Origin of the sequence: Roseobacter sinensis (assembly GCF_025755255.1) — a bacterium.
GTDB classification, from domain to species: domain Bacteria; phylum Pseudomonadota; class Alphaproteobacteria; order Rhodobacterales; family Rhodobacteraceae; genus Roseobacter; species Roseobacter sinensis.
The window spans coordinates 1-18607 of sequence record NZ_JALIEB010000002.1; the positions used below are offsets into that span (position 1 = coordinate 1).

At 64.8% G+C, this 18607-nt stretch carries 21 protein-coding genes; 11 read left to right on the forward strand and 10 right to left on the reverse strand.

Annotated features, from left to right (window positions below; genetic code table 11):
- The first annotated feature begins 153 nt into the window (after window positions 1–153).
- The 4 genes from MUB52_RS02815 to MUB52_RS02830 all read left to right on the forward strand — a co-directional run bounded on the left by MUB52_RS02815 (window position 154) and on the right by MUB52_RS02830 (window position 2798).
- Window positions 154–900, forward strand: a complete 747-nt coding sequence (locus MUB52_RS02815) for a helix-turn-helix transcriptional regulator (protein WP_263842677.1) — start codon at window positions 154–156, stop codon at window positions 898–900.
- Between the two features lie 95 nt (window positions 901–995).
- Window positions 996–1232 (forward strand): hypothetical protein, encoded by a 237-nt coding sequence (locus tag MUB52_RS02820; protein ID WP_263842678.1) that lies wholly within the window; start codon window positions 996–998, stop codon window positions 1230–1232.
- Between the two features lie 167 nt (window positions 1233–1399).
- Window positions 1400–1981, forward strand: coding sequence for a peptidoglycan-binding domain-containing protein (locus tag MUB52_RS02825; protein WP_263842679.1), 582 nt, complete (start codon window positions 1400–1402; stop codon window positions 1979–1981).
- Between the two features lie 334 nt (window positions 1982–2315).
- Window positions 2316–2798 (forward strand): DUF2244 domain-containing protein, encoded by a 483-nt coding sequence (locus tag MUB52_RS02830; protein WP_263842680.1) that lies wholly within the window; start codon window positions 2316–2318, stop codon window positions 2796–2798.
- Here the strand turns inward: MUB52_RS02830 and MUB52_RS02835 are convergent.
- On the reverse strand, window positions 2795–3496 hold the full coding sequence (locus MUB52_RS02835) for a helix-turn-helix transcriptional regulator (RefSeq protein WP_263842681.1): 702 nt from the start codon (window positions 3494–3496) through the stop codon (window positions 2795–2797). The two genes, MUB52_RS02830 and MUB52_RS02835, sit on opposite strands and share 4 nt — an antisense overlap.
- Window positions 3497–3780: 284 nt before the next feature.
- A complete protein-coding gene (locus MUB52_RS02840) occupies window positions 3781–4239 on the reverse strand; it encodes a GatB/YqeY domain-containing protein (RefSeq protein ID WP_263842682.1) in 459 nt (152 codons plus the stop codon).
- A gap of 221 nt (window positions 4240–4460) precedes the next feature.
- On the opposite strand from MUB52_RS02840, the gene carA reads away from it, so the two are divergent.
- Window positions 4461–5621, forward strand: coding sequence for a glutamine-hydrolyzing carbamoyl-phosphate synthase small subunit (gene carA / locus MUB52_RS02845; RefSeq protein WP_263842683.1), 1161 nt, complete (start codon window positions 4461–4463; stop codon window positions 5619–5621).
- 103 nt (window positions 5622–5724) lie between these two features.
- Window positions 5725–7620, forward strand: a complete 1896-nt coding sequence (locus MUB52_RS02850) for a glycosyltransferase family 2 protein (protein ID WP_263842684.1) — start codon at window positions 5725–5727, stop codon at window positions 7618–7620.
- A 142-nt stretch (window positions 7621–7762) separates the two neighbouring features.
- Here the strand turns inward: MUB52_RS02850 and MUB52_RS02855 are convergent, their stop codons facing one another.
- The gene (locus MUB52_RS02855; RefSeq protein ID WP_263842685.1) at window positions 7763–8416 is read right to left on the reverse strand and encodes a GntR family transcriptional regulator; all 654 of its coding nucleotides are present in this window, start codon (window positions 8414–8416) and stop codon (window positions 7763–7765) included.
- 106 nt (window positions 8417–8522) lie between these two features.
- Here MUB52_RS02855 and MUB52_RS02860 point away from each other — a divergent pair, with 106 nt between their 5' ends.
- The 3 genes from MUB52_RS02860 (at window position 8523) to MUB52_RS02870 (ending at window position 10771) form a co-directional block, all read left to right on the forward strand.
- Window positions 8523–9167 (forward strand): pyrimidine 5'-nucleotidase, encoded by a 645-nt coding sequence (locus MUB52_RS02860; RefSeq protein WP_263843138.1) that lies wholly within the window; start codon window positions 8523–8525, stop codon window positions 9165–9167.
- Window positions 9168–9246: 79 nt separating this feature from the next.
- Entirely contained in the window at window positions 9247–9495 is a 249-nt protein-coding gene (locus tag MUB52_RS02865; protein ID WP_263842686.1) for a hypothetical protein, read from the forward strand.
- A gap of 61 nt (window positions 9496–9556) precedes the next feature.
- Entirely contained in the window at window positions 9557–10771 is a 1215-nt protein-coding gene (locus tag MUB52_RS02870; protein ID WP_263842687.1) for a UbiH/UbiF family hydroxylase, read from the forward strand.
- Here MUB52_RS02870 and MUB52_RS02875 read toward each other — a convergent pair.
- From MUB52_RS02875 to MUB52_RS02885, 3 genes are all read right to left on the reverse strand, one after another.
- Window positions 10759–11886: an aminotransferase class V-fold PLP-dependent enzyme gene (locus tag MUB52_RS02875; RefSeq protein ID WP_263842688.1), complete on the reverse strand. Its 1128-nt coding sequence runs from the start codon at window positions 11884–11886 to the stop codon at window positions 10759–10761. The two genes, MUB52_RS02870 and MUB52_RS02875, sit on opposite strands and share 13 nt — an antisense overlap.
- A 126-nt stretch (window positions 11887–12012) precedes the next feature.
- Window positions 12013–12471 carry an Lrp/AsnC family transcriptional regulator gene (locus tag MUB52_RS02880; protein WP_263842689.1) on the reverse strand — a complete coding sequence of 153 codons (459 nt, stop codon included), beginning with the start codon at window positions 12469–12471 and terminating at the stop codon, window positions 12013–12015.
- Entirely contained in the window at window positions 12468–12923 is a 456-nt protein-coding gene (locus MUB52_RS02885; protein WP_263842690.1) for an Lrp/AsnC family transcriptional regulator, read from the reverse strand. The genes MUB52_RS02880 and MUB52_RS02885 overlap by 4 nt, the downstream gene beginning before the upstream one ends.
- Before the next feature lie 137 nt (window positions 12924–13060).
- Here MUB52_RS02885 and ilvC point away from each other — a divergent pair, with 137 nt between their 5' ends.
- Entirely contained in the window at window positions 13061–14083 is a 1023-nt protein-coding gene (gene ilvC / locus MUB52_RS02890; protein ID WP_263842691.1) for a ketol-acid reductoisomerase, read from the forward strand.
- A gap of 45 nt (window positions 14084–14128) precedes the next feature.
- Here ilvC and MUB52_RS02895 read toward each other — a convergent pair whose 3' ends face one another.
- On the reverse strand, window positions 14129–14299 hold the full coding sequence (locus MUB52_RS02895; protein WP_263842692.1) for a hypothetical protein: 171 nt from the start codon (window positions 14297–14299) through the stop codon (window positions 14129–14131).
- Between the two features lie 78 nt (window positions 14300–14377).
- On the opposite strand from MUB52_RS02895, the gene MUB52_RS02900 reads away from it, so the two are divergent.
- Window positions 14378–15298 carry a DMT family transporter gene (locus MUB52_RS02900; protein WP_263842693.1) on the forward strand — a complete coding sequence of 307 codons (921 nt, stop codon included), beginning with the start codon at window positions 14378–14380 and terminating at the stop codon, window positions 15296–15298.
- On the opposite strand, the gene glmM is transcribed toward MUB52_RS02900, so the two are convergent.
- From glmM to MUB52_RS02915, 3 genes are read right to left on the reverse strand one after another with little or no spacing between them, the layout of a single operon-like run.
- Complete coding sequence (glmM, locus tag MUB52_RS02905) at window positions 15295–16647, reverse strand: phosphoglucosamine mutase (RefSeq protein WP_263842694.1); 1353 nt, start codon at window positions 16645–16647, stop codon at window positions 15295–15297. The two genes, MUB52_RS02900 and glmM, sit on opposite strands and share 4 nt — an antisense overlap.
- Window positions 16640–17653, reverse strand: coding sequence for a dihydropteroate synthase (gene folP / locus MUB52_RS02910; protein ID WP_263842695.1), 1014 nt, complete (start codon window positions 17651–17653; stop codon window positions 16640–16642). The genes glmM and folP overlap by 8 nt, the downstream gene beginning before the upstream one ends.
- A gap of 3 nt (window positions 17654–17656) precedes the next feature.
- Entirely contained in the window at window positions 17657–18580 is a 924-nt protein-coding gene (locus tag MUB52_RS02915) for a dihydroneopterin aldolase (protein WP_263842696.1), read from the reverse strand.
- Window positions 18581–18607: the final 27 nt, after the last annotated feature.

Genomic DNA, 18607 nt, shown 5'->3' on the forward strand with positions numbered 1-18607 from the left:
CAAATCCACTGCTGAATTAATGCACTGTCATTGCCCCAAGCGCCAATACCGCGAGAGCGGTTTCGTCCTTGTCCCGCACTGCCGACTTTCGCTCCCCCTCTCGACAGACCGCGCCGCCGCGTTATCCTGTGCGGCCAGGGGGAAATCCGCACCATGATCCGACGCCAATCGCTGACCCAGTTCGCGCAGAGCTGCAAATCCGCCCAGCGCTTGCCCGACCTCTGGCAGCGCACCATCGAGCACTTCACCGCCTGCGGCATCCAGCGCGTCAGCTATCACAGTGACGATCAGCGGTACGGTGCGGACGACACCCACGGCATCGCGACCTTCGGCTTTCCCGAGGATTGGGTCTGCCGCTACCTCGGCGACAACCTGATGCAGGTCGATCCCATTCCCGATCTCGCCGCACGCTTTTCAAGGCCTTTCCTCTGGTCCCACACCGATCAGATCACCGAGCTGATGCCGGCCCAGGCCGATTATCTGCGCGATCTGGAGGACGCCGATCTGGGCGACGGGCTCGCGGTGCAGGTCTTCGGACCCAACATGCGGCATGCCTATATGGGCATGGGCTTTGGCCACACGTCCTTCAACCCCTCGCCCGAGCAGGTCTTCGAGCTGCAATGCGCCGCTCAGATTGCGCACATCCGCTATTGCGAGATCACCGCCGACAGCAGCATGGCGGCCGCCAATCTCTCACCCCGCGAGCGTGAGATCCTGCGCTGGATCGCGCATGGCAAGAGCAATTCGGTGATTGCCGATATCCTCGGGATCTCGCCTCACACGGTCGATACGCTGACGCGGCGTATCTTCGACAAGCTCGACGTGAGCGACCGGACCTCTGCCGCGATCCGCGGGCTGGGCTCGGGCGTGCTGAGATACAGCAAGGGCACTGTAACCTGACGCCGCGCTGTGGCGCAGCTGCGTGACATGCGCGCGCGCGCCCGAGCCGCTACCCCACGCCGCACAGATCAAAAAGAACGTGTGAGGGGATTGATATGACGTGTGACGGGTCCGGCCGCAACAAAAGAAATGCGATCGAGAAGCGCGCGGGCCATCCGACCAACACGGTGCTTGAGACGGTCGCTCAGAGTTTGGAACGCTCTGCGACCCATGTGCAGGACCACGCATATGACGTCGCCACCCGAGGCGACATCGCGTTGGTCGCCCGGCTGATCACGCTGGCCGCGGATCTGGAGGGGCTGGCGCAGCGCGCGCGGCGCATGCAGCTCTAGCGCGGGCGGCGTCGGCCGCGCACTCCGAGTGCTTTTTTGCCGACCCAATGCAGCCGCCTCAGCGGGTCTTTGCCGGAACGCAGCCGTGATGGGTCGTGAGCTCCAGCGGGAGGAACAGAGGTGTCGTGGCCGGCGTTCACCTGCCAGTGACCACAAAGGAGAGACCCATGTTCTCGACACGCATGACATCCGCTGCCCTCGCGGCAGCCATCGCATTCGCCCCGGCGGCCCGGGTGGCCGCCGACGGCAAGGACTTCATTGCCGGCGCGCTGATCGGCGGCGTGGTTGGCTCGCAGATCCAGAAAAACGTGGACCGCAACCGCGCCCAGCAGCAGACGATCTACCGCGCGCCGACGGTCCGTCAGAGCGGGACGACGCAGCGCAGCTATCGCTCGTCGATCCCGGCGACACAAGAAGGCCGCGAGATCCAGACGTCGCTGAACTACTTCGGCTTCAACGCCGGTACGGTCGATGGCCAGCTCGGCCGTCAGAGCCGTACCGCCATATCCGACTATCAGAGCTACATGGGCTATCAGCCCAGTGGCCAGCTGACCTCCTTTGAGAAAGAGCTGCTGTTGCGCTCGTACAATCGTGCACAGGCGGGCGGTGAACAGACCTTCCGCCAGATCGCCGCCAACCCCGAAGGGACGCGCGGCCTGCTCAAGACTTACCGCGCCGAGATCGCCAGTGGTGCGACCACGCAACCGGTCGATGGCTATAACCAGAAGGCCTTCAACGACGGGTTCTAGCGCGGAAGAGGGCATCCGCGCGGCCATGTCCTCGCGCGCGGATGCCCGACCCACAGAGTTCTTGGTTTCGTGATGCTCCGCCGCGCCGACCTGCCTTCGGCGCCGCCAAAGTCCCCTTCGGCATCACGACTGACTACCGCCGCGGCTGGCCTTTCGCGCCCCGCGGCGGGCTTTTTTGCCGGAAAGACAGTCTCCGCTGCGATGACCGGATCTGCCACGAAAAGAGGCACGGGCGCCCGCGGCTGCGCGCCGGACCCCTCGCCAAATCGGCGCGGACACCTTCGGTCCACCTGTCGCATTGCTTCGAAGAGGATCGCTGACTAAGATTTCTGTCATGCCATACCAGTGGACATCCGACCCGGGCACGAGCCCGCAGACGCTCAAGCTCTGGCCGCACAATTCACTGCCCGCGCGCGGTATGGCCGCTTTCGTGCTCACCACCTTCACGCTGATCTGCATCCCGACGCTCCCGCTGCTGGGCTCGCCGATCCTCTGGGGGCTTCTGCCCTTCCTGCTCGCCGCTGTCTGGGGTATCTATTTTGCGCTGCAGCGCAACTACCGCGCCCGGCAGATCACCGAGACCCTGACGCTGGATGACGAGGAGGCCCACCTCATTCGCGAAGATCCGTCCGGCGCTGTTCGGACCTGGGACTGCAACCGCTATTGGACCACCATCACCAAATACGAGAAAGACGGCCCGGTGCCACATTACGTGACGCTCAAGGGCATGGGCCGCGAGGTCGAGATCGGCGCCTTCCTCAGCGAGGAAGAGCGCGTTTCGCTCTATGACGAGTTGCAACGCGCGTGGCGCCGCTAGACACCGGACAGCTCCACCGCCGGACGGTCCCAGCGGTTCTCCTCAAGCCACAGGGCCCGCAACGTCTCCATCTGATCTGCGAATGAGCTGTCGAGAACGGCGCAGTCTTCCATGCGATCCGTTCGGAAATGCCGGAAGGCGCCACGCAGCTCGCACCACACGGCCAGCATCACGCATTCCACATGGTAGACAAGCGCCAGCGGGCGCACCACTCGCAGAGTGTGCAGGCCCGCTCCGTCGCGATAGCCGAGCTGCAGCTTCACCGCCCGGCGGATCGCATCCCGCAACACAGCCACGGAAACGCAGCCCGCACGCGGATCATCCGGGGCCGCCCCCCAAGGTGAGACCTGCAACCAATCCGCCGGCCCATGCAGGGCATCGACCTTATGATGGATGCGATGCGCCGCGGCCTGCAAGCCGCCGTCACCGGTGCGCGTGAGCATCGCAAGCCCGACGCGCAGCGCTTCGATCTCCTCAGCGTCGAAATTCAGCGGTGGCAGATCGTATCCTGCACGCATGACATAGCCAATGCCCGCTTCGCCCACGATGGGCGTGCGCCGGGCCTGCAAGGTGGCGATATCGCGGTAGACCGTGCGCCTGGAGACCTCCAGCCGCTGCGCCAGCGCCTCTGCGGTCAGCGGCGTCCGAGCGGCGCGCAGGATCTGGATGATTTCAAACAGCCGATCGGATCGGGGCACCGGCGCCTCCCTCGTTGACTGCTGACATCCTAGCACGCGCTGCTGACAGCAGTCTGTCAGCAGCGCTGCGCGATCTTCGCGAAAAATGCGAGGACCGTCATGTCATCTTATGACCACTACACGATGCTGCGGCTCGGACTTGGACGCTGGTCCAATCACGACAGCCGTCCTGACCAAAGATCGAGACGCCTCATTGGGCGCGCGCTGGTGCCCAAGTGGCCCATGCACCGCGTCGTGGCCGTCTGGCTGCGTGACAGGCGCTCTTCGAAGCGGCCGGTCCGCGACTAGCTCAGCCGCTCCTTGACCTTGGGACCGACCGCGCCGAAATCCATTTGCCCGGTGTATTTCGCCTTCAGAACGGCCATCACCTTGCCCATGTCGCGGATGCTGTCGGCGCCCACTTCCGCGACCGCGTCGGTCACGGCCTGCTCCGCCTCTTCCTCGCTGAGCTGCTGCGGCAGGAACTCCTCGATGATCTTGATCTCTTCGCGTTCTGCCTCGGCGAGGTCGAGCCGGCCACCTTCTTCGTAGGCGCGCGCGCTCTCCATGCGCTGCTTGGACATCTTGCCCAGGATCGCCAGGACTTCCGCTTCACCGACACCCTCGTCGTTGCCCTCGGCCCTGGCCGCGATGTCCTTGTCCTTGATTGCCGCATTGATCAGGCGCAGGGTCGACAGCCGATCGGCCGCCTTGTCCTTCATCGCCTGCTTCAGTGCGGTCGAAACCTTCGCACGCAATTCCATGCTGTTGAATCCTTTGACCTGGCAGCCCGGCACGTCCCCCCGGGCCCTGCTTGTTCAAGCCTTGGACCTTATCCAACATGGGCCGTCGCCGCAACATCATCCGCCGCGTCACTTTCCGAACAGCTCCGGGGACCGGCGCCGGAACAGGCCTTGACCCACCCCAACCCCGCGTCTAGGGTCCGCCCGATTTCACCGCGCCCGCCTGCCCGAAAGGATCGCCCATGCAGCCGTCTGCATCCGACCGCCCAACCGCTTGTCTGGCGCTGGCCGATGGCACTCTGTTCTACGGCGCGGGCTTCGGTGCCACGGGACAGACGGTGGCGGAGCTCTGCTTCAACACCGCGATGACCGGCTATCAGGAGATCATGACCGACCCATCCTATGCGGGCCAGATCGTGACCTTCACTTTCCCGCATATCGGCAATGTCGGCGTGAATCCCGAAGACGACGAAACCGGCGATCCGGTCGCCGAAGGCATGATCGTGAAATGGATGCCGACCGATCCCTCGAACTGGCGTGCAGCGCAGGACCTCGACGCCTGGCTTGCATCGCGCGGGCGCATTGCGATGGGCGGGGTCGACACCCGCCGCCTGACCCGCGCAATCCGCAACGCCGGCGCACCGCATGTGGCGCTGGCCCATGATCCGGAAGGCAATTTCGATGTGGAAGCGCTGCTGGCTGCGGCGCGCGCCTTCTCCGGGCTCGAAGGGCTCGACCTGGCAAAGAAGGTGACCTGCGCGCAATCCTACCGCTGGAACGAGATGCGGTGGGCCTGGCCAGACGGATATGCGCCGCAGACGGACCCGAAGTACAAGGTCGTTGCCGTCGACTATGGCGCCAAGCGCAACATCCTGCGCTGCCTGGCCTCTGCGGGCTGCGACGTGACCGTCCTGCCCGCCACGGCCACCTATGAAGACGTGATGGCACACGAGCCTGACGGTGTATTTCTGTCCAACGGGCCCGGCGATCCGGCGGCGACCGGGGCGTACGCCGTCCCGATGATCCAACAGGTCCTGTCGGAGACATCGCTGCCTGTCTTCGGCATCTGCCTCGGCCACCAGATGCTGGCGCTTGCCCTTGGGGCGCAGACGATCAAGATGAACCACGGCCATCACGGCGCCAACCATCCTGTCAAGGACCACGACACCGGCAAGGTTGAGATCACCTCGATGAACCATGGCTTCGCCGTCGACGCACAGACCCTGCCCGCAGGTGTCATCGAGACGCACACATCGCTCTTTGACGGCTCGAACTGCGGCATCCGTATGGCGGAGCGCCCGGTCTGGTCGGTGCAGCACCACCCCGAGGCAAGCCCCGGCCCGCAGGACAGCTATTACCTCTTTGAGCGGTTCGCAAAAGCGATGGCCGACCGCGCCGCCTGATCTGCGGCTTTACGCGTCTAAGTTGAAAAAGTGTTAATTTAACAGATCATTAACCCTGTTCTGACAGCTTGCCGCCGGTTGTGTTTAGGCAAGGCATTTGAAGATGAACACCCTGCGGCTGGTCGTAACAGACCCGGTCCCGGAACCGGATCTGGCCTCACCGGCCATCTCATACGAGCCCATTGGTCGCATGTTGGTGGACGGGGGCAAGATTGCGCAGACAGATCTGCTGCATGCGCTGAAGATCCAGGGGCACGTCGATGCGCCGCTGGGCGAGATCATGGTGTCCGAGGGTCTGCTCGAGAAGCGCGACGTGCTCGACGCGCTGGCCGCGCAATGCCGCGCGCAGGCCGCCGATCTTGATCTTGAGCCACCCACCGCCAAGATCGCAGCCACCCTGCCGGCCAAGGTCTGCCTGCGCCATGGGGTCGTGCCCTGGAAACGGGACGGCCTGCGGATCCTCGTCGCCACAAGCAGCCCGGCGGATTTCGCAGCGCTCTGTGTGACCATGAGGCGGCGTGGGCTGTCACTCTTCCCCGTGATTGCCGACGAGGTGCAGATCCAATCGCATCTGAGCCGTCTTTACGGGGCCGAGCTTGCGGAAAAGGCCGTCACACGTGTGTCGGAGGCAGAGAGCTGCCGCAGCTGGGCTGCCCGGGCACCGCATCGGACACGCTGGCTTCTCGGCAGCGTCGGCCTGCTTCTCGCAGCGCTGATCGCAGCCCCCGCCTGGACGATCACGCTGGGCGTTCTCTGGGCTGTGCTGACCCTCGCCATGACGACCACGATGAAAGCAGCCGCCTTTGTCGCGCAACTCACGCAGCCGCCCGCGCGCCACGTGAGCCGGGACAGTCTGAACACCGGAAAATTCAGGCTGCCCCGGGTGTCCGTGCTCGTCCCGCTTCTGAACGAGAAGGAAATCGCGGGCCAGCTGATCGTCCGGCTCAGCCGCCTCACCTATCCGAAATCGCTGCTCAACGTCGTGCTTGTGTTGGAGGAAGGCGACGAGACCACCCGCCAGACCATCGCCCGCACCGAGTTGCCAGACTGGATGAGCGTCATCGAGGTACCGGGCGCCGGCGCGCTCACCACCAAGCCGCGCGCGCTCAACTATGCGCTGGACTTCTGCCGCGGCAGCATTGTCGGCGTCTGGGATGCCGAGGACTGGCCCGAGGCCGACCAGATCGAACGTGTGGTCACGCGCTTCCATCACGCACCTGAGAATGTCGTGTGTCTGCAAGGCGTTCTCGACTACTACAACTCCCGAACCAACTGGCTCTCGCGCTGCTTCACCATTGAATACGCGACCTGGTGGCGGGTGATCCTGCCAGGCATTGCCAAACTGGGGCTGGTGCTGCCGCTGGGCGGCACGACGCTCTTCTTCCGGCGCGAGGCCTTGGAGGACCTGGGCGGCTGGGACGCCCACAACGTGACGGAAGACGCGGACCTCGGCGTGCGGCTGGCGCGCCACGGCTATGTCACAGAGCTTCTGCCCACGGTCACACATGAAGAGGCGACCAGCCGCGCCTGGCCCTGGGTGCGGCAGCGCTCGCGCTGGCTCAAGGGGTTCATGATCACCTACTTCGTGCACATGCGAAACCCGCGGACCCTGCTGCGCGACCTGGGTCTCAAGCGCTTTCTGGGCGTGCAGACGATGTTTCTTGCCACCTTCTCGCAATTTGCGGCCGCGCCGCTCTTGTGGTCGTTCTGGCTAACGTTCTTCGGGGTCACGCATCCGGTCGAATTGACGCTTGGCGCTCAGGCGGTCTGGGTGCTTGCAGGGCTCTTCGTCTTCTCCGAGTTGCTCAGCCTCGGCATGGGTCTCTATGCTGTCTCCGGGCCGGCCCACCGCCATCTGACCGCTTACGTGCCGACGATGATGCTCTATTTCACGCTCGGAGCACTCGCCGCTTACAAGGCGCTGTGGGAGATGATCCGCGCACCGTTCTTCTGGGACAAGACCCAGCACGGCGTCTCCGATCAGACGGACAAACCTTAGGGCGGTTCCCGCCCTAGGATGCCGTCGTCCGGCGGGAACCGCCGGGCAGCGCCCGCGCCCAGGTGGGGCGTTTCACGCCCCACCTGGGCGCGGGCGCCTCCCTTAGCTCTACGCGAACGCGAAGGAATGCTGATCTTTGCGCCTAGCCCTCTTCCTCACGGCGTGCCGCATCCTGCTTCAGCCGGGTCATGAACGCCACCGAGATATGCTCGCGCAGCGCTTCATCGGCCGCTTCCGCGTCCTTGGTCTCGATGGCGCGGACGATGGCGTCATGCTCCGCCTGCGCGATCTTGCCGCGCCCGTCAGCGGCCAGAGAGGTCGTCGCCATCAGCGCCATGGTGCGATGCACCAGATCGAGCTGCTGCACGAGATAGCGGTTATGCGAGGCAAGATGGATCTGCTTGTGAAACCGCCGGTTCGCACGCGCCAGGGCCACCGGGTTCTCGGTGAGCGCGTTGTCCGCCTCGACCATCTCGCGGAGGATCCGCACCTCCTCTTCCGTGGCGTGCTGCGCGGCCAGACGCGCGGCCAGCCCTTCCAACTCGCGCCGCACCACGTAGAGCTCGGCCATCTGGTTATGATCGAGCGACGCGACAATCAGGCTGCGCCCGTCCCGCGCCAGCAGCGATTGGGTCTCAAGCCGTTGCAAGGCCTCGCGAATCGGTGTCCGCGACACTCCGAACCGCTCGGCCAGCTCACTTTCCACCAGCCGGTCGCCCGGCCGGTAGACGCCGAGGTCAATCGCATCGAGAATCATGGAATACGCATCGGTCGGCTGCGGTTTCTGCAAGCCCATGGCCATCGCCCTTATCTCACTGGTTCCGCCACCTTAGCGAGGCCGGCCGTACCGGCGCAACCCCGTGCCGCTTGCGCAGAGCGTCGCAGCGCTCTATCTCAGCGGCATGCCAAAGCCCGCTTTTGCCGCCGTCGACGCCTGGGTCTTCGACCTCGACCACACGCTCTATCCGCCGTCCGCCCGGCTCTTCGACCTGATCGAAGTGCGCATGACCGCCTATGTGATGGACACGCTGAAGGTAGATCACGCCGAGGCGGACCGGCTGCGCAAGCATTACTGGGCGACACATGGCACCACCCTTGCCGGCCTGATGCGCGAGCATGACGTGGACCCGGGCCCGTATCTCACGGATGTGCACGACATCCCCATGGACAGCCTCACGCCCGATCCCGAGTTGGCCGCGCAGATCAGCGCCCTGCCCGGCCGCCGCATCGTCTATACCAATGGCTGTGCGCCCTATGCCGAACGGGTGCTGGCCGCCCGCGGGCTCAGCGGCGTCTTCGACGCGATCTACGGGGTCGAGGATGCGGAGTTCCAGCCCAAGCCCGACCGCGCCGCCTTCGACGCAGTGTTCCGCAAGGACGGGCTCAGGCCCGAAACCGCCGCGATGTTCGAAGACGACGCGCGCAACCTCAAGGTGCCGCATGAGATCGGCATGCGCACGGTGCATGTGGCAGATGCCCGCGGAGACGGGCATCACATCGAGTTTCACACCGACGATCTCAGCGGCTTTCTGTCGCGCTTGATCTGATCGCCTGCGACAATCCGGCCTCTGTGAAGCGGCGCGCCGGTTCCTATCTCACAGCAAATGCGAGTAAGGAGCCGTATCGATGACCATCGCCGTGACTACCTCATCCCTGCCGCTCTGGCAGCGTCTATTCTTCAAGATCCCCGTGCTGGGCTGGGTCGCCAAGGACCTGCTCTTCGGCGACAAGAACAATGTCTGGTTTGCGCTGATTGGGTTTGTCAGCCTCTGGATGACCTCAGCGCTGACCTTCGGCCTGCCGGGCCTCTACCTGCCGGCGCTGGCCATGGTGCCGATCATCTTCGTGCTGCTCCTGCTGATCACCAAGGGCTGAGCGATGCTGGCCATTTCCCCGGCCGATCCCTAGTCTGGCTGGCAGAGGAAAGGACCTGCGCGTGACCGATCTAAGCTGCGATATCTTCATCTCCGGCGGCGGCATTGCCGGTCTGACGGCCGCGGCCGCCTTTGGCACCGCGGGCTTCGATGTCGCTTGCGTCGATCCGGCACCGCCGGTGACCGAGCGCGAGGCGAAAGGCGCGGATATGCGCACCACCGCGATGCTGCAACCCGCACGCAAGGTGCTGGAGGCCGCGGGTCTGTGGCAGCGTCTGGCTGAGCATGCCACGCCGTTACAGATCATGCGGATCGTGGATGCGGGCGGCCCCGAGCCCGAAGCGCGTCTGACCCGCGATTTCAACGCCTCCGATGTGTCCGACCTCCCCTTCGGCTGGAACTTTCCGAACTGGCTCTTGCGGCGGGAGGTGCTCGGCCGGCTGGAAGAATTGCCGAACGTCGACTTCCGCAGCGGTGTGGCCGCCAAGAGCCTTTTCACCCGCGAACGCGAAGCGCGTGTCGGGCTGAGCGATGGCACCCGCGTCCGCACCCGGCTTGTGGTCGCCGCGGACGGGCGCAATTCGCCGATGCGGCAGGCCGCAGGAATCGACGTCCGCACAACGCGCTACGGTCAGAAGGCGCTGGCCTTTGCGGTCACCCATCCTATCCCGCACGAAAACGTCTCGACCGAGATCCACCGCACGGGCGGGCCGTTCACACTGGTGCCGCTGCCGGATCATGAGGGGCTGCCCTGCTCGGCCGTGGTCTGGATGGATGATGGCGCGCTGGCGCAGGCGCGCTTCGAGATGGAGGTACAGGCATTCGAGGCGGAGATGACCGCGCGCAGCTGTCATCTCTTCGGCCCGCTGACCCTGGCCTCTCAGCGCAGCATCTGGCCCATCATCAGCCAGCAGGCCGAGCGGCTGTCGGGTGAGCGTCTCGCCCTGATTGCCGAAGCCGCCCATGTGGTGCCGCCCATCGGCGCACAAGGCTTGAACATGAGCCTCGCCGATACGGCGACGCTGCTCTCCCTCGCACAGGCGCGTCCGGAGGACCTCGGCGATCGGACGATGCTCGATGCCTATCACCGGGCGCGCTATGCCGACATCACGCTGCGCGTTCAGGGGATCGACCTGCTCAACCGCGCCAGCCAGGTGCGCGCGCCGCTGTTGCGCGACGCCCGCGCCAGTGCGCTGAATGCGCTCTATGCGATGGGTCCCGTGCGCCGGACACTCATGCAGATGGGTCTGGGCGTGCGCGGCGCTCAGAGCACCTGATCGATCACGCGCTGCAGCCGCCCGACCGTGCCATCCACATCGTAAAGCTTATCGAGCCCGAAGAGACCGAGCCGGAACGTGCGGAAATCGGCAGGCTCGTCACACTGCAGCGGCACGCCCGCGGCAATCTGCATCCCTTTCGCGGCGAATTTCCGGCCGTTCTGGATGTCCGGATCGGCTGTGTAGCTGACCACCACGCCCGGCGCGCCATAGCCATCCGCGGCCACCGAGATCACACCCTTGGCCGCAAGCATGCCCCGCACTGCGTCCCCCAGTCTCCACTGCGCCTCCTTGAGACGCTCGAACCCATACGCCTGCGTCTCCAGCATGGTGTCGCGGAAAGCGCGCAGCGCATCCGTCGGCATCGTTGCGTGATAGGCGTGCCCACCGTCCTCATAGGCCTTCATGATGCTGTGCCATTTGCCCAGATCGATCGCGAAGCTGTCCGATTGGGTTTCGGCCAAGCGCGCCACGGCCCGGTCCGACATCATCACCAGCCCCGCGCAGGGTGAGGCCGACCAGCCCTTCTGGGGTGCCGAGATCAGCACATCAACCCCAAGTGCGCGCATATCGACCCAGGCACAGCCGGAGGCAATGCAATCGAGTACCATCAGCGCGCCCACCTGATGCGCCGCCTCGGCCATCGCCTTGATGTAGTCATCCGGAAGGATCACGCCGGCGCTGGTTTCCACATGCGGCGCAAAGACCACGTCAGGCTTCTGCGCGGCAATGGCAGCTTTCACCTCATCAATGGGCGCCGGTGCGAAGGGAGATGGGGTGCTGTTCCCTGTCTGCCGGGCCTTCATTACCGTTGTATTGGCGGTCAGATCACCGGTCTCGAAAATCTGGCTCCAGCGGTAGGAGAACCAGCCGTTCCGCACTACCAGCACCTCGGCCTTGCGCGCGAACTGCCGCGCCACCGCCTCCATCCCATAGGTGCCACCCCCCGGGATCACCGCCACCGCATCGGCGGCGTAGACCTCCTTCAACAGGGCGGAGATGTCTTTCATCACCTGCTGGAATGCGGCACTCATGGAGTTCAGCGAACGGTCCGTGAAGACCACCGAGAATTCCTCCAACCCCGTCGGATCCACCGTATCGAGCAATGCAGCCATGATCTCACCTCCCTGTTGCCGGGCCAGACCTAGCCTGCCGGGCGGGGCATGGCAAAGTCTACTTCGGTATACCTGGGCAGAAGATCGAGCCCGCGTGTGCAGCATCGGAAACCGGCGCCGCCGACCTTAGCCGATCGGCCCCAATCGCCGTTCCTCGCTGAGCAGCACATTGGCTTCGACCTCGCCGACCCCCGGCAGCGTCATGATGCGCCGCCGGAGCACCCGTTCGAAATCGGGCAGGTCCCGGGCCACCACCCTCAGCCGGTAATCGTATAGCCCCAGCACATGCTCGACCCGCTGCACCTCCGGGATGGCGCTGACCGCGCGCTCGAAATCTTCTAGGCTGACACGACCCTTCGTCGCCAGCTTGATGCCGAGAAACACCGTCACGCCGAAGCCCAGCTTCTCGGCATTCAGCCGCAGCCGGCGGCCGCGCAGCACGCCTGCGGCTTCGAGCTTGCGAATCCGGCGCCAGGCCGCGGGCTGAGACAGCCCCAGCGCACGCCCCAGCGCCCCGGCGCTTTGCGTCGCATCCTGCGCCAGCGCGCGCAGGAGCGCGCGGTCGAGATCGTCGAGGTCGGTCACAGGGGCAGCGCCTCCTCCGCCTTGATGCGCGCGATCTGCATCAGTGCTGCGATGTCGGAGATATGCGGCAAGGTCAGAACCCGGTCGCGATAGATCCTCTGATAATGTGCCATGTCCCGCGCAACGATGTTCAGCCGCACGTCGACCCGCCCCAGAAAGGTCTGGATCTCCGTCACCTCGGGCACCGCGCGGGCCGCCTCGATAAACTCGTCGAAGGCGCGCGCCTGTGTCTTATCCAGCGTCACCCGCAGTGACACTTCGACAGCGTAACCCAGCGCCGCCCAGTCGATCACCGCCGACACGCCCTCCAGCACGCCCACCTCCTGCATCCGCGCCAAACGCCGCGCGGCTTTGCCCGCCGTGATCCCAATCGCGTCGGCAAGCTCGCCAGGGCTCAGGCTGGCATCGGACTGCCAGCGGCGCAGCAATCGCCGATCAATATCGTCAAGCATGATTTTTCCGATTTTTTCCAATCTGGCACATGATCTACTTCACCCGTCCACAAATACTCATCTGAACGCCACTTCCATCCCACTCGTGGCCCAGTACAGTGCGCTCCGGATCAAATCAATACGAAGGATAATCTGACATGCGCGTCTACTACGATCGCGATTGCGATGTGAACCTGATCAAGGACATGAAAGTGGCCATCCTGGGCTACGGCAGCCAAGGCCACGCCCACGCACTGAACCTGCGGGATGCCGGTGCCAAGAATGTTGTCGTCGCCCTGCGCGATGGCTCGCCGTCCAAAGCGAAAGCCGAAGGGGAAGGCCTGCAGGTCATGGGGATCGCCGAAGCCGCCGCCTGGGCCGACCTCATCATGTTCACCATGCCCGATGAGCTTCAGGCCGAGACCTACCGGAAATACGTGCACGACAACATCCGCGACGGCGCGGCCATCGCCTTTGCGCACGGGCTGAACGTGCATTTCGGGCTGATCGAGCCGAAAGACACCGTTGATGTGGTGATGATGGCGCCCAAGGGCCCTGGCCATACCGTGCGGGGCGAATACACCAAGGGGGGCGGCGTGCCCTGCCTTGTGGCCGTGCACAACGACGCCTCCGGTAAAGCGTTGGAAATCGGCCTCAGCTACTGCTCGGCCATTGGTGGCGGCCGCTCCGGCATCATCGAGACCAACTTCCGCGAAGAATGCGAAACCGACCTGTTCGGCGAACAGGCCGTGCTCTGCGGTGGTCTGGTGGAACTGATCCGCATGGGCTTCGAGACACTGGTCGAGGCGGGCTATGCGCCCGAGATGGCCTATTTCGAGTGCCTGCACGAGGTGAAGCTGATCGTCGACCTGATCTACGAAGGCGGCATCGCGAACATGAACTACTCAATCTCCAACACCGCCGAATACGGCGAATATGTCTCCGGCCCACGCGTGCTGCCTTACGACGAAACCAAGGCGCGGATGAAGGCGATCCTCACCGACATCCAGACCGGCAAGTTCGTGCGGGACTTCATGCAGGAGAACGCTGTGGGTCAGCCCTTCTTCAAAGGCACGCGGCGGATCAACGACGAACACCAGATCGAGCGCACGGGTGAGACCCTGCGTGGCATGATGCCCTGGATCTCGGCCGGCAAGATGGTCGACAAATCGAAAAACTAACAGAAGGGGCCCGGCGTCGACTGCCGGGCCCTCATTTCGCACTGCTCAAGCGTCGACGGGCTCACTATCGGATCGCGCGTCGGCGGCCAGCGTCGACTTCGTACTGTCGGGGTCATCCTTCCGCTTTTCCACTTTTGCCTTGCTGATCATGGCAAAGACGATCACGGCCAATAGCGTCATCAGCGCGAGGATGACGATCAGATAGGTAAAATCCATGTCTCTCTCCTTTCGGTATGGTGAGAAAACGACCGGGGCGCGTCGGGGTTCCGCTTCGGGACCGGGGCAGAACGCCGCATGACCACAGCGCCGGTCATCACGCTGCGCAGCTGGCTCATGGTGGGCCTGCTGGGCTTCACCTGGGGTGGCACCTTTCTGGTGACGGAAATTGCGCTGGAAGGGCTCACGCCCTTCTGGCTTGCCGCCGGCCGGATCGGGTTTGCAGCGGCATTGATGACAGCGATCTGGGCGGTGATCGGGTTCCGCCTGTTCGAAGCGCCGCCGACACGGTCGGACTGGAAGGCCGCGGCCACAATCGGCGCGCTCAGTTCCGCCATCCCCTTCATGCTTCTGGCCTGGGGCCAGCAGTTCGTGACCTCCGGTTTTGCCGGTGTCTCGATGGCCGCGGTCGCTCTGATCGTCCTGCCGCTGGCGCACCTTCTGGTGCCGGGAGAGCGCCTGACACTGCGCAAGAGCCTCGGGTTCGTCATCGGCTTCGTCGGTGTCTGCGTTCTGATCGGCGCGCAGGCCTTCGAGACGACGGGCGCGTCGATGGAACCGGCTGGCCGCGCCGCCTGCCTCGGCGCTGCGAGCTGCTATGCGGTCTCGTCAATCCTGATGCGCCGCCTGCCGCCGGTCGATCCCATTGGCCTGTCGACGGTGCTTCTTCTGATCGGCTCCGCTCTGGTTCTGCCCATGGCCGTGATCGTCGAGGGCCCGCCGCCGCTGCCCGATACCCGGACGATCCTCGTCGTGGTCGCTCTTGGCCTGATCCCCACGGCTGCGGCCAACCTCTTGCGGGTGCTCGTTGTGCGCTCGGCCGGCCCGGTCTTCATGTCGCTGACCAACTACCAGGTGCCGGTCTGGTCCGTCGTGCTCGGGGCCGCGATCTTGAACGAGCCGCTGCCGCCCTCGCTGCTCTGGGCGATGGGCCTGATCCTCGCCGGTGTCGGTCTGAGCCAGTACGGCGCACTCAGGCGCCTCTTCGCCCGCCGCTAACCTCGGACCGACACAGCGTCGGCGACGGCCTCGACGACGTGCTCGACCGCCCGTTCCATCAATGCTGCGTCCTCGTGCTCGGCCATCACCCGCACCAGCGGTTCCGTGCCCGATTTGCGGATCAGCAATCGTCCACGGCCGGCCAGTTCCGCCTCGGCCTGGGCGATGGCAGCTTTCACATTCTCAACCTCAAGCGGCGTCTGGCCTGCGGAAAACCGCACATTCTTCAACAATTGCGGCACCGGCTCGAAATTTCGCAGCAACGTGCTGGCCGGTTGCCCGGATCGCATCATCTCCGCCAGGAACTGCAGACCGGCCATCAACCCGTCCCCTGTCGTCGCGTAGTCTGACATCACGATATGGCCCGATTGCTCGCCGCCGAGGTTGAAGCCGCCTTCGCGCATCCGCTCCACCACATAGCGGTCGCCGACCGCAGTGCGCTCGAGCCTCAAGCCTCGGTCTTTCAGGAAGTGCTCCAGCCCCAGATTGGACATCACCGTCGCCACCAGCGCCTTGTTGGCCAGACGGCCCTCGGACGCCCAGCGCGCCGCCATCAGAGCCATGAACTGGTCGCCATCCCCGACCTGGCCGTTTTCATCGAGCAGGATCACCCGGTCCGCATCGCCATCAAGACAGATGCCGACATCCGCACCATGGGCCACGACCGTCTCCGCCGCCATCCTGGGGTGGGTGGAGCCACAGCCATCGTTGATATTGTGCCCGTTCGGAGCCACACCAACTGGTATGACGGTTGCACCCAGCTCCCACAGGGCCTCGGGCGCGACGCGATAGGCCGCCCCGTTTGCGCAATCCACCACCACCTTCAGCCCGTCGAGCGATTGCTGCCGCGGGAAGGAGGACTTCACCCGCTCGATGTACCGAAAGCGCCCATCGTCGATCCGTTTTGCCCGTCCGATGGACTTCGCCTCGATCGGGGGAACACCCGCCGCAATCAAGGCCTCGATCTCACCCTCCACCTGATCGGAGAGCTTGTAGCCATCGGGCCCGAAAAACTTGATGCCATTGTCGACTGCAGGATTGTGGCTGGCCGAAATCATCACACCGAGATCGGCCCGCATGGACCGCGTCAGCAGACCCACTGCCGGTGTCGGGACCGGGCCAAGCAGCAGCACGTTCATCCCTGTCGAGGTGAGCCCCGCGGTCAGCGCGTTTTCGAACATGTAGCCCGACAGCCGGGTGTCCTTGCCGATCACCACGCGATGCACGCTCGAGCCATCCCGACTGAAGTAGCGCCCCACTGCGGCGCCTATGCGCAGCGCCATCTCGGCCGTCATCGGGTGGCTGTTCGCGGTGCCGCGCACCCCGTCCGTTCCAAAGAGCTTATCCATCCGCGCAACCTGCCACGCTCGCCCGCCAAAGCGCAATGGCCTGAGCCGTTTCCGGAACGTCATGCACGCGCACGATTTGTGTCCCATGTTTCAATGCCGCCAGCGCGACGGCCAGGGATCCGGGCAAGCGCCGGTCGGCCTGCGGCTCCGCACCAAGTGTCCCGATAAAGCCCTTTCGCGAGGCTCCCAGCAGGAGCGGTACGCCCAGGCCGTGAAACAGCGACAGGCGTGCAAGCAAGGCCAGATTGTGCGGAAGCGTCTTGCCGAACCCGATCCCCGGATCGGCAATGATGTGCGCGCGTGGAATGCCCTGCCGTTCCAACATCTCGATCTGCGTGGCCAGCACATCATAGACGTCAAGCAGAACATCATCATATTGCGGGTTCCGCTGCATGGTCTCGGGATCCCCCTGCGTGTGCATCACGCAGACAGGGGCCGCATGCCGGGCGCAGACCGAGGCCAGCGCAGGATCGAATGTGAAGCCCGAGACATCGTTGACGAGGGTCGCACCCGCTGCCAGGGCCTCTTCGGCGACACCAGCCTTGCGGGTATCGATGGACAGAAGCTGTTTCACGCCTGCAGCTTTCAGCGCAGCGATCACCGGTGCAGTTCGGCTGATTTCATCCTGGGCCGGAACGGTTGCGGCGCCGGGCCGCGTCGATTCGCCTCCGATGTCGATGATATCGGCCGCTTGCATCGTCATCGCGGCGGCGCGCGCTGCCTCGACCGAGGCGTGTTTGCCGCCATCCGAGAAACTGTCCGGCGTCACGTTCAGAATGCCCATGATCCGCGGGCGGTCGAACGTCAGCCCTGCAATGGGCGCCCGCGGTGTCGTCAGGGCATCCAGCCGGGCCGGGTCGACCGTGTCTGCCGCCACGATCCGAGGGGCCGCATCGCGCCGCAACACCTCAAGCTGCGTGAACCAGCCCCATCCCCCCGCGAGCGGCAATGCCTCGGTCGGACGCGCGACATCGGTCTGCACGATCGGGCGAAGGTAGTCGTCCATGGATCAGAGCGTGGCTGCGTCTGCCGGGACCGACCGCAAGGGGATCGACGCCTGTTGCGGCAGGTCCGACCCGATCACAATCATCTCTTCGGCTTCGAAGGTCGCGGCGAACCAGACGGCGAGAGCCAGCGCATCGCGGGGCTGCGCCGATGGCCCATCCACCGCGTCGAGGACGATCTTGGAGGGCGCCCAGACACAAGTCTGGCCGTTCTTCATCGCCCAATCGAGCTCTGTGCGCGTGTTCACCACGACGCAGCGATCATCCTTCGACGCCAGCACCCAGGCGTTCTGCTCGATGGCCAGCAGATCGATGCGCCGCTGCGCCATTTTGTGGGCAATCTGAGGCGCAGGCGTGTCCGACGCGCCGACGCAGAAAATCAGCGGTTTGCCACCGGCTTCGAGTTGGTCGATCCATGCCGTGAGATGCGGCGAGGCAATCGCCCTGTTGCCGAGGTAGATCAGCTGCGGCTGCGGTGCAGGCCCGTCTTCCGCCAGCCGCGGCGCGTGATCCCGCCGGGCCCGGACAATCTCCACCCCCAGCGCGCCCGGTCCCCGATCGAGCTTCTCGATCCGAACGAAGGCGCGCATCGCCTGAGGCTCCAGCAGGATGCGCTCAGCCACCCGTTCGGCCAGCGTTTCCAGGAGGTTGAGCCGTTCGTCGGACAGCTCGACAGCAATCGCCTCGGTGACCTTGTCGTAGCTCAGGATCCGGTCGACATCGTCGTCGATCGGGCCGGTCAGCGGTCGCACTTCGACCACGATGTTGAAGCAGATCCGCTGCGTCACGCCGCGTTCGGCCTGAAACGCCCCGATCTCGACCTCGACGGTGTGATCGCGCACCGAGATCCGATCCAGCGGCGCGTCATCGGCGGTGGCCTCGGATCGTTCGCTCGGATGCGCGAAGGCAAGTCTGATCTCGGAGGTCATGGGCAAGGCCTTTCGGTACCGCTGGCA